The following is a 15,764-nucleotide window of genomic DNA, read 5'->3' as shown; positions in this document are numbered from 1 at the left end:
CTGCTAAAGCGCGGACACCAGAAAATTAGGGTTCAGCAGTTGTTCCCGATGATAAGGTGCATCATCTAAGCCATCAAAGACAACAGTGGCACCGGCTTCTTCGGCCACAATATGGCCGGCGCCGGTGTCCCACAGCATCGTAGGGCCAAAGCGTGGGTAAAGGTGTGCGTCTCCTTCGGCCACCAGGCAGAATTTTAGCGAACTGCCGACCGGCACCATTTCATATTGTTTGAACTGTGCAAGATAACCTGCCAGCTCCGGGCTGGGGTGGCTGCGACTGCCAACCACTTTGACAACCTCGCCAGGTGCTGGCTTGCTGACATGAATGCGGTACTGCTCACCCTGGTGCTGTACCAGGGCGCCTTCACCTTTCAGTGCTGCCCAGGTTTTTTCCAGCACCGGTGCATGCACCACGCCAAGCACCGGCTTGCCCTGCTCGATCAGCGCAATATTGACGGTAAACTCGCCATTGCGCTTAATAAATTCCTTGGTGCCATCCAAGGGATCAACCAACCAGAAGCGTTGCCAGTGCTGGCGCTCGGGCCAGGGGGTGGCGGCGGCTTCTTCCGACAGCACCGGAATATCTGGCGTCAGCTTTGCCAAGCCTTGGCTGATGACCTGCTGGGCGGCCAGGTCGGCATCGGTCAGTGGCGAGTCGTCGTGCTTGGCCTGAATGCCCTGTGCAGTGCTGTCGCGTTGATAGACTTCTAAAATGGCATCGCCCGCCTGCTCAGCCAGCTGAATGATTTGTTGCAGCAGTAGTTTCATCGATTTGATTCCATCAGACGGCGGTGCGGTCTGCTGCTTTGATCCAACCACGCTCCGCCAACAGTTGCAACAGTTGCTCGATGCTGTCGCTGAGCTCGGTGCTGGAGGTGTCGATCACCAGATCGGGGTTTTCCGGTGCTTCGTAGGGGTCGGAGATGCCGGTAAAGTGGCTGATTTCGCCTTTGCGGGCTTTTTGATACAGGCCTTTGACATCGCGCTGCTCACAGACCGCCAGTGGCGTGGCAATGTACACCTCCAAAAAGGACTGCTCCGGTACCAGGCTGCGCACCAAAGCGCGTTGACTGCGGTAGGGTGAAATAAAGGCGCTTAACACCAGCAAGCCGGCATCGACCATCAGGCCAGAGACGGCGCCAACCCGGCGCAGGTTTTCGGTGCGATCCTCGGCACTAAAGCCCAGGTCGGCACAAAGGCCGTGGCGCACATTGTCGCCATCGAGCAAGTAGGTGTGAAAACCCCGGGCGGCCAGTGCCTGCTCCAGCGCATTGGCCACGGTGGATTTGCCTGAGCCGCTTAGGCCAGTAAACCAGATCACGCCACTGCGGTGACCGAACAGTTCGGCCCGCTGCGCGCGGTTGGTGTGGTGCTGTTGCCATACAATGTTGTCAGTCATCTGTGTTCAGTCCGAGAGTTAAAACGGGTAAAAATACGGCAGGCACAGCAGCACCACTGTCGAGTACACCAGCGCCATCGGAATACCGATGCGGGCATAGTCTTTTAGCTGGTAGTTGCCGGCACTGTAGACCATCAGGTTGGTCTGGTAGCCAAAAGGGGAAATAAAGCTGGCCGAAGCGCCAAAGGCCACCGCCATAAAAAAGGGCAGCGGGCTGGTGCCAAGATCCAGCGCCATCGCGTAAGCGATAGGAAAGGTCAAGGCGGCTGCGGCGTTGTTGGTGACCACTTCGGTAAAGAGCCAGGTGGCAACAAAAATGGCAATTAGCGCGCCGTAGGGGCCGTAACCGGCCACCAGTTGATTGAGGCCTCCGGCAATCATGCCGGCCACGCCGGACTGGATCATCAACTGCGCCAGACCAATGGCCGAGCCAACAATGATAAAGAGCTCCAGTGGAAAACGACGCTTCAGTTCGTTGACGCTAATCACCGAGCTGGCCAGATAGAGCACCAGCAGCACCGGCAGGCTTTTTACCAGCGGTACCAACTCCAGAATGGACAGCACCAGGGTTAGCGCAAAGCTGCCCAGCACCCAGTGGCTGCGTTTGGCCGGCAGCGGCTGGCTGATGGCCAGGCCATTGACGTAAATAAAGTCCTGTCCGAGCTCATTCTGGCCCGGGAAGTCTTTGCCGGTGGCCAGGATCAGCACATCGCCGGCATGCAGCACCAGATTGCCGAGGCCACCGTTTAAGCGCTCATGGCCACGGCGCACGGCGATCACCGCCGCATTGTACTGCTCGCGAAAGCGCACCTGCTTCAGGGTTTTGCCAACCAGTTTGGAGCTGTAGCTAATGGCTGCTTCCATCAACTCGCCGCTGTGCTCGGCTTCACCGGGCACCAGTGTCAGGCCGGGAAAGTTCTGCAGTTTGGATACGGCCTGCAAGTCGCCGACAAAATGCAGTTCATCACCGGGCTCCAACACTGTCTCGGGCTTGACCGGGCAAATCAGCTGCTCGCCACGCTGAATTTCGGCCAAAAACAGCTGCTGCAGCTCACGCAGACCATTGTCGCTGACGCTTTTGCCAATCAGCTGACTGTCGTCGGCAAGCCGGGCACTGACGTAATAAGGCGCGGCCGTCTGTTCGTCTTTGCCGGTGTCGGGCAAAAAATGCGTCCCTACCATCAGCACCAGCAAGCCGGCGCCAAAGGCAATCAAACCCAGCAGGGTAAAATCAAAAAAGCCCAGACTGGCATGGCCGGCTTCTTCAACAAAGCCATTGACAATCAGGTTGGTGGAGGTGCCGATTAAGGTCAGCATGCCACCCAGAATGGCGCTGTAGGACAACGGGATCAGCAATCTGGAGGCGGCAAAGTGCGGGTGCTGGCGCAACGACGCCATCAGGGTGGAGACCACAGCGGTGTTGTTGACAAAGGACGACAAAAAGCCGCTGGCCAGGCTGAGCCTGGCGACTACCAGACTGAGGTTCTGGCCGGAAAAGCTGCGGCTCAGCCAGCTCACCAGCTGGGACTTTTCAATCGCCAGCGAGACCAGCAGCAACAGCATCAAGGTGATCAGCGAGGGGTTGCTGAAGTTGGTCAGCGCTTTTTCCAGCGGCTGCCAGCCAACCAGATAGCTCAGCAGCAAAGCGCCGCCAAACCATAAGGCCGGCGAGCGTTTGCTAAAGATAAGACCTGCGATCAGTGTCAGCAACAGGCCTATCACCCCAAGCTGCTGCAGCGTCATGACCGATCCGGGGCTGACAGCGCCTGACTCAATGCCGATAAATCGGCCGCTTGCCAGTGCGGGAAGTGTTTACGGATCAGGGCGTTGAGCTCCAGCTCAAAGGCAGAGAAATTGGCCGGTACACTGGCTTGCTCGGTGGCCAGCACGGTTTGCACCAGGCCAGCGGCGACCGTGGCATTGCTCAGCCTGTCGACCAGAATAAAGTTTCCGGTACCCGGGTGCTCACTGGCAGTATCCAGTGGCAGCACTTCGGTCAGCTCCAGCTCCACCAGGGCAATGTCGTTCATCTGCACGCTGTCGGCTTCGACCTTTTGCAGCGTATTGATATTCATTTTATGGTCCAGCTTGCTGATGCTGGCCGAACTTTTGCGGCTGGCCAGTTTCAGGTCGTACAAACGGCCTTGTTGCAACGGCTGCTCGTTAAACCACACCAGATAGGCCAGGGCTCGGTTGCTTTGGGTGATGCTTTCTTCCACCGGCACCAGCCAGTCGCCGCGGCTGATGTCGATTTCATCCTGCAGCGTCAGGGTCACGGCTTCACCAGCCTCGGCCGAAGGCTGGGCGCCTGCAAAGGTTTCAATGCTGCGAATGGTGCTTTGCTGACCGGAAGGATAGACTTTCACTGTTTGGCCTACCGCCAGCCGGCCACCGGTAAGGGTACCGGCAAAACCACGGAAGTTCAGATCGGGCCGGATGACGTACTGCACCGGGAAGCGGCTGTGCTGACCGCTGCGATCCGGCACCGGCAGTGTTTCCAGCAAAGGCAGCAGTGGCTGGCCCTGGTACCAGGGCATGCTGGCCGACAGGCTCATGATGTTCTCGCCTTTGAGTGCACTGAGTGGCACCACATCAACCTGTGGTACCTGCAACTGGGTGGTAATGGCCAGAATGTCTTTTTTGATGCGGCTAAACTCGGTTTCTGCGTAGCCAATCAAATCCATCTTGTTGACTGCTACCACAAAATGTTTGATGCCAAGCAAGGCACAGATAAAGCTGTGGCGCTTGGTCTGAGTCAGCACGCCATGGCGGGCATCGACCAGCAAAATAGCAACATCGGCATTGGAAGCGCCGGTGGCCATATTGCGGGTATATTGCTCATGGCCCGGCGTATCGGCCAGAATAAACTTGCGCTGGGTGGTGGAAAAATAGCGGTAGGCCACGTCGATGGTGATGCCTTGTTCACGCTCAGCTTGCAGGCCATCCACCAGCATCGCCAGCTCCAGCTCGCCTTCGCTGTTGCGGCCTTTGTGATCGCGCTTTAACGCATCCAGCTGATCGTCATAGAGTTGCTGACTGTCGTGCAGCAGGCGGCCAATCAGGGTGCTTTTGCCATCATCGACACTGCCACAGGTCAGCACCCGCAGCAGGCTTTTGTCCTGGTGCTGTTGCAGATAGCCGCGAATGCCGAGCTCATTGAGTTGCTGCTCTAAGCTGGTGTTTTCCAAAACGGTGCTGCTCATCAGAAGTACCCCTCGCGTTTTTTCAGCTCCATCCCGGACTGATCCTGATCAATCACCCGTCCCTGACGCTCTGAGGTGCGGGCCCGTAACATTTCTTCGACAATGCCTTCCAGCGTATTGGCGGTGGATTCGATGGCGCCGGTCAGTGGGTAACAACCGAGGGTGCGAAAACGCACCGATTTCTGCTCAATCACTTCACCGGGTTCAATTGGCATGCGATCGTCATCCACCATAATCAGAGTGCCATCACGCTTCACCACAGGGCGCTCTTTTGCCAGGTACAGCGGCACGATGTCGATGTTTTCCTGCAGGATGTAGAGCCAGATATCCAGCTCGGTCCAGTTGGAAAGCGGAAACACCCGGATGCTTTCGCCTTCGTTGATGGCGCTGTTGTAAATATTCCACAGTTCTGGCCGCTGGTTTTTCGGATCCCAGCGGTGGTGTTTATCGCGAAAGGAAAACACCCGCTCCTTGGCGCGGGATTTTTCTTCATCACGACGGGCGCCGCCAAAAGCGGCATCAAAGCCATATTGGTTCAGGGCCTGCTTTAGCGCCTGGGTTTTCATGATGTCGGTGTGCTTGGCGCTGCCGTGTACAAAGGGGTTGATGCCCATCGCCAGTCCTTCCGGGTTTTTGTGCACCCGCAAGTCCAGTTGGTAGTCCTTGGCGATGCGGTCGCGAAATTCAATCATCTCGCGAAACTTCCAGTCGGTGTCGACATGCAGCAAAGGGAAAGGGATCTTGCCCGGTGCGAAGGCCTTGCGGGCCAGGTGCAGCAGCACCGACGAGTCCTTGCCAATCGAATACAGCATCACCGGTTTTTTAAACTCGGCGGCGACTTCGCGGAAAATATGGATGCTCTCGGCTTCCAGTTGTTGTAAATGCGATAAAGCCATCAGTTGCTCCTAGGCTGCCTGGCTGGCGCTTTGCTCAGCCACAAATGTTTGAAACCAGTGTAAATTGGGTGCCAGTGCCACCACTTCGCCGACAATAATCAGCGCCGGGCTTTTCACCTGATGCTCGGCAATCAGCGCTGGCAATTGCGCCAGCGTGCCGGTAATGCTGCGCTGCTCAGGCCGGGTACCGTTTTCAATAATGGCGACCGGCGTATCGCCGCTGCGGCCATGGGCAATCAGCTGCTGGCTCAGAGTGCCGCTATTAATCAGCCCCATATAGACCACCAGGGTTTGCCGGGCTTTGGCCAGCGATGGCCAGTCCGGCTCGTCGCCATTGGCGCGGCAGTGGCCGGTGACCAGTTGCACCGTTTGGGCATAATCGCGGTGGGTCAGCGGAATGCCGGCATAGGCTGCGCAACCTGCGGCGGCGGTCACGCCTGGCACTACGCTGTAACGAATACCGGCGGCCACCAGGGCTTCGCACTCTTCGCCACCACGGCCATAAATAAAGGGATCGCCGCCTTTTAGCCGGCAGACCCGTTTGCCTTGCTGCGCCAGCCGGACAATCAGCGCATTGATTTCATCTTGCGGCAGGCTGTGAAAACCGGCTTGCTTGGCCACGCAGATGCGCTCGGCATCGCGCCGTGCCAAGGCCAGCACATCGGCGCTAACCAGGCCGTCGTACACCAGCACATCGGCCTGCTGCATGCATTGCATCGCCTTGATGGTCAGCAGCTCCGGATCGCCCGGGCCAGCCCCGACCAACCAGACTTCGCCCTGATTGGGCACAAAATCCTGCAGTTGCTGCTGAAACAGCTGTTCGGTTTGCTTGGTTTTGCCTGCCGCCAGTAGTTGCTGGGCCGGGCCGGCAAACCAACGCTCCCAGAAATCCCGCCGCTCACTGATGGACGGTAGCGCAGCTTTGACCCGATGACGGCACTCGGCAGCGAAGCGGGCGATCAGGCTGACCGACTGCGGCAGCAGCTGTTCGATGCGCTCGCGCAAACGACGCGCCAGCACCGGAGCATTGCCGCCGGAGGAGATCGCCACCACAATGGGGCTGCGATCGACAATGGCCGGGAAAATAAAGTTGCCATGCTCGGGATCATCGACAGCATTCACCCAGATATTGGCAGCGTTGGCGGCCTGAAAAATCTCGGCATTAACCGCCGGTTTATCGGTGGCAGCAATAATGAGTTTGTAATGGGCAATGCTGTGCTCGCCAAAGGCTGCTTCAATGCAGCGAAGCTGTTCGCCCTGCAACGCCTGCACGTCGGCACTGATGCGTTTGGCCAGCACCGTGACCTGAGCCCCTGCGGCCAGCAACAGCTGGATTTTGCGGTAGGCCACAGCGCCGCCGCCGACCACCAGCACGGGTTGCTGCTGCAACTGGGTAAAAATTGGTAAAAAATCCATCACACACCTCAGCCCACACTGGCTACTAGCAATTGACGCCCAGCCATGATTAGCAAGGGGACCTTCAGGTTTGCAGAATAGCCGTCTGTATGGCTTTAATAAAATAATGGATCGCGCTCAGATATAACCAAAAGGAATTAGTGTTCTTTTATCTATGCTTTAAGTGTTAGATTTAACGGCAAAGTCGGTCATCGTGCGGTTTCGATGGCACTGACAGCGGTTTTCAGGTATCCTGCCCGACCGCCGTTCTGGCGAATCTTTGTACAACAAGTGAGAATCTATGAGTTTTGCCTCCCTGGGCTTATCGGCCCCTTTGCTTGCAGCCATTCAGGCTGAAGGCTACGACACCCCTTCACCTATTCAGGCTCAGGCTATCCCTGCCGTCTTGGCTGGCCGCGACTTGATGGCCGCCGCCCAAACCGGGACCGGCAAAACGGCTGGTTTTACCTTGCCACTGCTGCAGCGGTTGGCTGAAGGCAAGCCGGCCTCTGCCAATCAGGCACGGGCTTTGATTTTAACCCCTACCCGGGAGCTGGCGGCTCAGGTGGGTGATAGCGTGGTGCGTTATGGCAGCCGCTTGCCGCTGCGCTCGACCATCGTCTTTGGCGGGGTGAAAATTAACCCGCAGATGCAAAAGCTGCGTAAAGGCGTCGATATTCTGATTGCCACCCCAGGCCGCTTGCTCGACTTGTACCAGCAAAATGCAGTGCGCTTTTCCGAGCTGGAAGTGCTGGTGCTGGATGAAGCCGACCGCATGCTGGATATGGGCTTTATCCGTGATATTCGTAAAATTCTGGCGCTGCTGCCCAAGCAGCGGCAAAACCTGCTGTTCTCAGCGACCTTCTCCGACGACATTCGTGCCCTGGCCAAAACCATGGTCAATAACCCACTGGAAGTATCGGTCAGTCCGGCCAACAGCACCGCTGAGCGGGTTGAGCAGCTGGTGTACCCGGTGGATAAAAACCGCAAAGCCCAGCTGTTGATTGACCTGATTGTCGACAACCACTGGCAACAGGTGCTGGTGTTTACCAAAACCAAGCACGGTGCCAACAAATTAACCAAGCAACTGGAAGCCGTGGGTTTGCAGGCAGCTGCCATTCATGGCAATAAAAGCCAGGGCGCTCGTACCAAGGCGTTGGCTGGCTTTAAAAGCGGTGAAGTGCGGGTGCTGGTAGCCACCGACATTGCCGCCCGCGGTCTGGACATCGATCAGCTGCCGCAAGTGGTGAACTTTGATTTGCCCAATGTGCCGGAAGACTATGTACACCGCATTGGCCGCACCGGCCGCGCCGGAGCCAGTGGCCATGCCGTGTCGCTGGTCTGCGCCGATGATGCCAAGTTGCTGCGCGATATTGAGCGTTTAATTCGTCAGGCCATTCCGCGTCAGCAGCAAGCCGGTTACGAGCCGGTGCATCCGCTGCCGGCCTCCGGCCCGCTGCAGCCGTCGAGCAAACCACGACGGCCGAAAAAGCCCAAGCCACAGCGTGAGCACCGCGATGGCCAGCGCGCCGAAGGCTCAGCCCAAGCCAAAGCCCGCAGCCAGCACCGCCGCCCGGCCAGAGGGCCAAACGCCAGCTAAGGTAGTTCATCAACCGATGTATTTCGCTAAGACTACGCTATCCAAGAGCGGAGTCTGGTTTTCAAGCATAAATAAAGGGCCTGGCGGCCCTTTATTGGTATTCGTTGCACAAGAGTTGTGTTGGCTAGCGACCCAAGTTCATGACTTTAGCCCATGCTGCAACAAAGTCATCTACAAACTTTTGCTTGGAAGTATCAAATGCATAGACTTCAGCCACAGCGCGAAGCTCGGAATTGGAACCAAAAATCAAATCAACAGAAGTTGCTGACCAGAGAGGTTGTCCGTTTGCCCGGTCAAATCCCAGGTAAATACCATCTTGATCCGATTTTCTCCACACTGTAGACATATCCAACAGATTAACGAAGAAGTCGTTGTTTAAGGTGCCCGGGCGAGAGGTAAAGACACCGTGCTGCTCGCCTTGGTAGTTGGCATCAAGAGCACGTAAGCCACCAATCAATACGGTCATTTCTGGCACCGATAAATCCAACTGAGCCGCTTTATCCACCAACATTTCAGTAGGTGACTTGTAGCTGGCATCGACATCAAAGTAGTTTCTAAAAGCATCTGAGGTCAATTCAAGCTGATTGAATGAATGTACATCGGTGAACTCTTGAGTTGCGTCCCCACGACCAGGTGTAAAGGGGACTGTAATGCTGTAACCCGCGTCTTTAGCGGCTTTTTCTATTGCCGCAGAGCCACCTAAAACAATCAAGTCAGCCAAAGAAACTTTGCGTCTGCCTTTATTGAAGTCGTTTTGTATGACGGTTAACGCCTGCAGAACTTTGGCGGTTTCCACGGGGTTATTAACAGCCCAATCCTTTTGAGGTGCCAGGGCAATACGGGCACCGTCCGTACCACCGCGCATATCGGAATTGCGGTAGCTGGCTGCAGAGGCCCAGGCAACCCGGATCAGTTCAGGACCTGTCAGCCCAGATTCCAGGATAGCCGTTTTCAGCCGGTTGATATCCCGGTTATTGATGGTGGAGCGAGTACTATCATCAATTGGATCCTGCCATACCTGTACTTCTGCTGGAACTTCTTTACCCAAAAAGTTGCGTGGAGGTCCCATATCACGATGGGTTAGTTTGTACCAGGCCTTAGCAAAGGCTAAGCGGTATTCTTCCGGATTAGCTAAAAAGCGCTCGGCTATTTTTCTGTACTCCGGATCAAATTTAAGTGCTAAATCCGCGGTCGTCATAACCGGTGGGTGAAATTTGCCTTCGATGTGTGCATCCGGAACGGAAGCATGCAATGACTCATCGGTTGGGATCCACTGTATCGCTCCTGCCGGACTGCGGGTTTGCTTCCATTCGAAGTTTAACAGGTTACTTAAGTACAAGGAGGTCCAGCGTGTTGGGGCTTGTGTCCATGCGCCCTCTAAACCACTGGTAATGGTGTCTTCAGAATGACCTTTGCCGCAGGTGTTTTTCCACCCAAACCCTTGCTCTTCAATGCCTGCTGCTCCGGGTTCTGCACCTAAACAATTTTCAGGACTGTGCGCACCATGCATCTTACCAAATGTATGGCCGCCAGCTATAAGTGCCACCGTTTCTTCATCGTTCATGGCCATCCGGTCAAAGGCAATTCGGATATTCTTTGCCGAGCCAACAGGATCGGGTACGCCTCTGGGCCCTTCTGGATTCACGTAAATTAAGCCCATGTGGGTTGCACCTAAAGGACGTTGCAGTTGTCCATCGACATCTTCACGATCGCTGGCCAGCATTTCAACTTCAGGCCCCCAGTAAACTAAGTCCGGCTCCCAATCATCAGCCCGACCACCGGCAAAACCGAAGGTCTCAAACCCCATATTTTCTAACGCAACATTTCCTGCTAACACGATTAGATCGGACCACGACAAGGCCTCACCATACTTTTGTTTAATGGGCCAAAGTAAACGTCGCGCTTTATCTAAGTTGGCATTATCTGGCCAGCTGTTGAGAGGATCAAATCGCATTTGTCCGCCGCCAGCACCACCTCGGCCATCCAAAGTGCGGTAGGTGCCAGCACTGTGCCAGGTCATACGGATAAAGAAAGGGCCGTAGTTGCCAAAGTCTGCTGGCCACCAATCTTGAGAGGTAGTGAGTAATTGATCGATGTCCTTTTTGACTTGATCAAGGTCCAGTTTTTTAAAAGCTTCTGCATAATTGAAGTCTGCACCAAAAGGGTTGGAGCGGACACTGTGAGCACGAAGGGGTGATAGATCGAGTTGATCTGGCCACCAAAACTGGTTATTTCGTATTGCGCCAGCGGCCGCTGTACCAGAACCAGTTGCTCCTTGTGGCTTGCTCATCTCGGCTGCTTGATGATTGTTTGCCAAAGTAGAGCCAGATGCCAGCAGCATACTCATCATGCCAGCGAGGATTGATTTATAAAACAGTCGTTGCTTCATTATTCGTTTCCTAAAGGTTAGTACTTCAAAAATTTGTTTAAGCTAGCTGAACAGCGAGCTTAACGATGGTTCACCCATGAGATTATAGTAAGTTCATTATTGTTTGTTGTGATTAAAATCAATTGTGTTAATCGATGTTTTAGATTGATGGTATGGAGGTTTTTGTCGCGGCCATATCGGATATCCTCACCCGAATATCTAGCTGATTTGGCCCCAGCGGCCAAATCAGCTAGTATGCTGGCCTTGAATGGTTATTTCGAGGCCCGGCATGCATCCCACGCTTTTCACTTCTTACTTTGTCCGTTCCTTGCTGCTGATCAGCCTGGCTGCCTTGGCATTGGCTGGCTGTGCCCTGCACTCCACCAAACCAGATCCATTGGCTGGTCTGGATCACTGTATTGAGCAAGGACGACAGGACTGGCAATTGCCGGGGCTGGCCGTGGCTGTGGTATACCGGGATGAGGTCATTTATGCTCGCGGCTTTGGCACCTTGGGGCTTTCATCCGAACTGCCGGTCAATGAACACACCTTATTTGGCGTGGCCTCGACCACTAAAGCGATGACGGCAACAGCGCTCGGTTTGCTGGTGGATGAAGGCAAGCTGAGCTGGGACGATAGGGTGGTCGATCATCTGCCGTATTTTCAACTGGCTGATGATTGGGTCACCCAGGAAGTGCGCATTCGTGACTTGCTGATTCACAGGGTTGGCCTTGGCCGCATCACCGGCAACCGCATTCAGTTTATGCCCACCGCCAGCCGCGAGCAGGTGATCCGGCAGATGCGCTATCACGACTTTGAGCAGCCCTTTCGCTCGGGTTTTGTCTACCACAATGTGATGTATTCGGTGGCCGGTGAAGTGGTGGCTGCGGTCAGCGGCCAGAGCTGGGATGAGTTTGTGCGTGAGCGCCTGTTCCAACCACTGGGCATGACCCGCAGCAATACCTCCATCACCCAGTTTACGCCGGACGATGCCAATATTGCCCTGCCGCATCAGTACATCGAGGGCGCTGTGGTCGAAATCGCCCGTCGTAACTTTGACAATGTCGGACCTTCGGCGTCGATCAATAGCAGTGTTTATGAGATGGCGCAGTGGATGCGGCTGAATTTGGGTGAGGCTGGTGTTTATCAGGGGCAGCGGTTGGTCAGCGAAGACGTGATGGCCGAGATTTTCAGTCCGCAAATAGCGGTGAGTCGCGCCAGTCGGACCGAGCCGGTACGGGCTTATGGCCTTGGCTGGTATCTGGAAGACTATCGTGGCTACCAAACCGCCAGCCATGGTGGTGCGACCGATGGCTTTAATACGCTGGTGACCCTGGTGCCGGAGCTGGAGCTTGGCATTGTCGTGATAGGCAATACCTTTGAGAACTTCCGCCCGGCAGTGACCCGCACCATCATCGATCGCATCGCCGGTTTGCCACCTCACGATTGGCACAGCGACTATTTGTCGCAGTATCAAAAGAACTTCGCCAACGCCAGCGAAGCCCGTCAGCAGATTGAGCAACAACGTCAGCCCGATGAAGCGGCCAGTTTAAGCGCAGCACAAATCACAGGTCGTTATGAGCACGATTTATACGGCAGCGCCGACGTGCAGCAAAACGAAGATGGCGAGCTGCTGATAAGCTTCTGGGACGATGGCGTTTCGAAACTTACCCTGGAGCACTGGCAGGGCGACAGCTACCGGGCTCATTGGCACAACAAAGCGCAGCGGGAAAAATTTGTCCACTTTGCCAAAAATGAGGATGGCAGCATCGAGCTGAGTGTGGAGTGGACCCTGAGGCCACAACTGTTACAGGTCGGCATTTACCCGACGCCCTACAGTCGTACTGCCGTATTTCAGAAGCTGTAGTAAACCAGGACATATCCGCTTACAAATTGGAGAGCCTGTCAACTGGCTTGCATGACTGGCATTCGGTAGCATTCGGCTAAGTATTTTTACATCGATGTTACCAAGGAATAAGATGATGAAGAAACTGTTCGTGGTGAGCGCCATTGCTCTGGCCGTGATGACCGGTTGTGCCCAGCAATCCTCGGTGCCACAGCAAACCGCTGCCCAGCAGCAAGCAACTGCTGTTGTGGTTAGCCCCAATGATCAACGTGCCTACAAGACACTGACACTGCCAAATCAACTGGAAGTGCTGCTGGTGTCGGATCCTGACACCGAAAAATCCGCGGTATCGCTCAGTGTTGGCGCTGGCATGTTGCAAGATCCAATGACCCAGCAGGGCCTGGCCCACTATCTTGAGCATATGCTGTTTATGGGCACGGAACGTTACCCGGATCCTGCCGAGTACGCGGCTTTTTTCAGTCAGCACAATGGGGCATACAACGCTTACACCTGGCTGGATATCACCAACTACATGTTTGAAATCAATAACAGCGTGTACGATGAAGCGCTGGATCGTTTCTCCGATTTCTTTAAATCGCCGAAGTTTTATCCCGAGTACTCGGACAAAGAGCGCAATGCCGTCAACGCCGAGCACTCGATGCGCCGCGAGCAGGATTTCTTAGCTCAGTTTGAGTTGATGCGCCGGATGTTTGGCGACCACCCGTCCAACCGCTTCCTGGCAGGGAGCCTGGAAAGCTTAAGCGATAAGCCTGGTAGCAAGCTGCATGAGGAAATGCTGGCTTACTACGACCGTTATTACTCGGCCAACAACATGAAGCTGGCGATGATCAGCAATCGGCCACTGGCGGAGATGGAGCTGCTGGCGCGCCAGCATTTTTCCGGCATTGAAAACAAAGAGATTGCCATTCCGACGGTGACGGCTGAGCTGGACAACAGCCTGTTCGGTGGCAAGCGCATTCACTATGTGCCAAATCAGGATGTGAAACAGCTGCGGCTTGATTTCACCATTCGCGATAACTCTGAGCAGTATGCGGTCAAACCCAATGAGTTCATTGCCTACTTGCTGCGCTCGGAAATGCCGGGCACCGCTGCGGCGCAACTGATGTCCTCTGGCCTGGTCTCCAGCTTTAATGTGTCGGTCAATCCGGACCTGTACGGCAACTACGGCAGTCTGAGCATTGACATGAGTCTGACCGATGCCGGCATGCAGCAGCGTGAGGCCATTACCGCGATGGTGATGCAGTACCTGGAACTGATTAAGCAACAAGGCGTGGATGAACAATACTATCAGGAAATCAAAACCAGCCTGGCCAACCAATTTCAGTTTCTGGAGAAAACCGATGGCTTTGGCTATGCCTCTGGGCTGACGGCCAGCATGTTGAAACGCCCGGTGCAGCATGCCATTGCCGCCCCTTTTATTTATGAGCGTTTTGATGCTGAAGCCATTGAGCAGGTGCTGGTGCAGCTGACGCCGGATAACCTTCGGGTCTGGTACATCAGCCAGCAAGAGCCCTACGACAGCAAATTGGTGCATCATGTTGGCAAGTACAAAATTGTCGATATCAGCGCTGAAGAAATGGCGGCCTGGCAGCAGCCGCAGCTGGCGCTGAACTTGCCGCAGGTCAATCGCTTGTTGCCGGAAAGCTTTGCCATTAAAGCCCGGGCCGAGCAGCAAAAGCCTGAGCTGGTGGTCGATCACAACGGCATCGCTGCCTGGTTGTACCCAAGCCAGGTGTTTAGTGACCAGCCACGAGGCCGGTTGGACATTGTGCTGAACAGCCCTGCGGCTCAAAACGACATCAAGGCTCGGGTTGCTTTTGCGCTGTGGCGGGACTTGTACAATCTGGAGCAAAGTGCCCTGCGTACTGAGGCCCGTGTGGCCGGCATCGGCGTCTGGCTTAGCGATGGCAATGGCTTAACATTGAACCTGGATGGCTTTACCGACAAGCAACCCGAGCTGCTGGAGCAATTGCTGGCAGGGCTTACCCCAAGCATCACCGAGACTGGTTTCTCGCAGGCGGTTGATCGTTATGTGCGGGGCCTTGCCAACCAAAGTCGTCAGGTGCCTTTTCGTCAGGCGTTCTGGGCTTTTAACAGCCTGTATCGCGGCGGAAATTACAATCCGGAGCAGCTGATCGCCGCAGCGCAGGCGATGACGCCTGACGATCTGAGAGCTTTTATTGCTGGAACGCTGGAAGCCAATCAGGTGCGGGTCTTTGCCTTTGGCAATTACGATCAGCAGGATGTGCAGACGCTGGTCAACAAGCTGGATGCGGCTTTGCCAGCCAATCGGACCATTACGCCTTACACCCAAAGCCCATTCTGGAAACCAGCCGCAGGTGAGGCACTGGTGCTGACGCGCGATATTCATGTCACCGATGTGGCACTGATTGATATGCATGTGCATCCAGACCAAGGCATGGCGGTGCGTGCTGCCGCCAATGTGTTGGCATCGCACTTTTCCAATCAGGCTTTTGATACCTTGCGCACCGAGGAGCAGTTGGCCTATGCGGTGGGTGGCACCGCCATCGATCTGAATGACTACACCGGTTTTGGTTTGTATATTCAGACCCCGGTCAAAGGCCCGGCCGATATGCAGCAGCGCTTTGAGGATTTTAAGCACCAGTACTGGCAGCGCTTGCAGCAGGTGACGCCAGAGCAATTTGCGGCGCTGCAGCAGAGCTTGCTGATCAGCTTAAAGGAGCCACCGAAAAACCTGCAGGAAGAAATGCGGCCGCTGGTCAGCGACTGGTACCGCGAGCGCTTCGACTTTGATAGCCGTGAGCGCTTGATTGCCGCTGTTGAGCAGGTGACGCTGGCGGACGTGCAAGCCTTCTACCAGCAAACCTTACTGAACCCGGAAGCAGCACGGATTTCGGTGCAGATGCGTGGCACGGCTTTCAGTGAGCAGCCGTTTGCTACCTTGCCTAACCAGCAGCTGGTGACTGATCTGGCCGAATTCCAGCGCCGGATGGCGACGCAGTGAGGAAAGAGTAAGGATGGAGTCAGTTCTTGCACGCAAAAACGCCGGATGCA

The 15,764-nt window shown here is 55.4% G+C and carries 10 protein-coding genes; 3 read left to right on the top strand and 7 right to left on the bottom strand.

Going from position 1 to position 15,764, the window contains the following annotated elements; genetic code table 11:
* Positions 1-3 precede the first annotated feature (3 nt).
* Genes cysQ through cysG form a run of 6 tightly spaced genes read right to left on the bottom strand, consistent with a single transcriptional unit; the run spans position 4 to position 6,914 of the window.
* Positions 4-768, bottom strand: coding sequence for a 3'(2'),5'-bisphosphate nucleotidase CysQ (gene cysQ, locus Q3O59_RS13775; RefSeq protein ID WP_305946134.1), 765 nt, complete (start codon positions 766-768; stop codon positions 4-6).
* Between the two features lie 13 nt (positions 769-781).
* Positions 782-1,399, bottom strand: a complete 618-nt coding sequence (gene cysC / locus Q3O59_RS13770) for an adenylyl-sulfate kinase (protein ID WP_305946133.1) — start codon at positions 1,397-1,399, stop codon at positions 782-784.
* An 18-nt stretch (positions 1,400-1,417) separates the two neighbouring features.
* Complete coding sequence (locus Q3O59_RS13765; protein ID WP_305946132.1) at positions 1,418-3,142, bottom strand: SLC13 family permease; 1,725 nt, start codon at positions 3,140-3,142, stop codon at positions 1,418-1,420.
* Positions 3,139-4,602 (bottom strand): sulfate adenylyltransferase subunit CysN, encoded by a 1,464-nt coding sequence (gene cysN, locus Q3O59_RS13760; protein ID WP_305946131.1) that lies wholly within the window; start codon positions 4,600-4,602, stop codon positions 3,139-3,141. Before cysN ends, Q3O59_RS13765 begins: the two co-directional genes overlap by 4 nt.
* Positions 4,602-5,498, bottom strand: coding sequence for a sulfate adenylyltransferase subunit CysD (cysD, locus tag Q3O59_RS13755; RefSeq protein ID WP_305946130.1), 897 nt, complete (start codon positions 5,496-5,498; stop codon positions 4,602-4,604). Before cysD ends, cysN begins: the two co-directional genes overlap by 1 nt.
* Positions 5,499-5,507: 9 nt before the next feature.
* Positions 5,508-6,914 carry a siroheme synthase CysG gene (cysG, locus tag Q3O59_RS13750; protein WP_305946129.1) on the bottom strand — a complete coding sequence of 469 codons (1,407 nt, stop codon included), beginning with the start codon at positions 6,912-6,914 and terminating at the stop codon, positions 5,508-5,510.
* A 280-nt stretch (positions 6,915-7,194) separates the two neighbouring features.
* Between cysG and Q3O59_RS13745 the strand changes: the two genes are divergently transcribed.
* A complete protein-coding gene (locus Q3O59_RS13745; RefSeq protein ID WP_305946128.1) occupies positions 7,195-8,493 on the top strand; it encodes a DEAD/DEAH box helicase in 1,299 nt (432 codons plus the stop codon).
* A 124-nt stretch (positions 8,494-8,617) separates the two neighbouring features.
* Here the strand turns inward: Q3O59_RS13745 and katG are convergent, their stop codons facing one another.
* Positions 8,618-10,882: a catalase/peroxidase HPI gene (gene katG / locus Q3O59_RS13740; protein ID WP_305946127.1), complete on the bottom strand. Its 2,265-nt coding sequence runs from the start codon at positions 10,880-10,882 to the stop codon at positions 8,618-8,620.
* Positions 10,883-11,150: 268 nt separating this feature from the next.
* On the opposite strand from katG, the gene Q3O59_RS13735 reads away from it, so the two are divergent.
* Together Q3O59_RS13735 and Q3O59_RS13730 are read left to right on the top strand one after the other, a co-directional pair.
* Positions 11,151-12,728, top strand: a complete 1,578-nt coding sequence (locus Q3O59_RS13735; protein ID WP_305946126.1) for a serine hydrolase — start codon at positions 11,151-11,153, stop codon at positions 12,726-12,728.
* A 115-nt stretch (positions 12,729-12,843) separates the two neighbouring features.
* Complete coding sequence (locus Q3O59_RS13730; protein ID WP_305946260.1) at positions 12,844-15,714, top strand: insulinase family protein; 2,871 nt, start codon at positions 12,844-12,846, stop codon at positions 15,712-15,714.
* Positions 15,715-15,764 lie beyond the last annotated feature (50 nt).

This window comes from Alkalimonas delamerensis (genome assembly GCF_030717955.1).
GTDB classification, from domain to species: Bacteria; Pseudomonadota; Gammaproteobacteria; order Enterobacterales; family Alteromonadaceae; genus Alkalimonas; species Alkalimonas delamerensis.
This window is presented reverse-complemented; position numbering and strand designations above follow the sequence as displayed.

Excerpts from the sequence above, each read along its gene's own strand:
- cysQ (WP_305946134.1), bottom strand. The coding sequence starts at position 768 with ATGAAACTACTGCTGCAACAAATCATTCAGCTGGCTGAGCAGGCGGGC.
- cysC (WP_305946133.1), bottom strand. The coding sequence starts at position 1,399 with ATGACTGACAACATTGTATGGCAACAGCACCACACCAACCGCGCGCAG.
- Q3O59_RS13765 (WP_305946132.1), bottom strand. The coding sequence starts at position 3,142 with ATGACGCTGCAGCAGCTTGGGGTGATAGGCCTGTTGCTGACACTGATC.
- cysN (WP_305946131.1), bottom strand. The coding sequence starts at position 4,602 with ATGAGCAGCACCGTTTTGGAAAACACCAGCTTAGAGCAGCAACTCAAT.
- cysD (WP_305946130.1), bottom strand. The coding sequence starts at position 5,498 with ATGGCTTTATCGCATTTACAACAACTGGAAGCCGAGAGCATCCATATT.
- cysG (WP_305946129.1), bottom strand. The coding sequence starts at position 6,914 with ATGGATTTTTTACCAATTTTTACCCAGTTGCAGCAGCAACCCGTGCTG.
- Q3O59_RS13745 (WP_305946128.1), top strand. The coding sequence starts at position 7,195 with ATGAGTTTTGCCTCCCTGGGCTTATCGGCCCCTTTGCTTGCAGCCATT.
- katG (WP_305946127.1), bottom strand. The coding sequence starts at position 10,882 with ATGAAGCAACGACTGTTTTATAAATCAATCCTCGCTGGCATGATGAGT.
- Q3O59_RS13735 (WP_305946126.1), top strand. The coding sequence starts at position 11,151 with ATGCATCCCACGCTTTTCACTTCTTACTTTGTCCGTTCCTTGCTGCTG.
- Q3O59_RS13730 (WP_305946260.1), top strand. The coding sequence starts at position 12,844 with ATGAAGAAACTGTTCGTGGTGAGCGCCATTGCTCTGGCCGTGATGACC.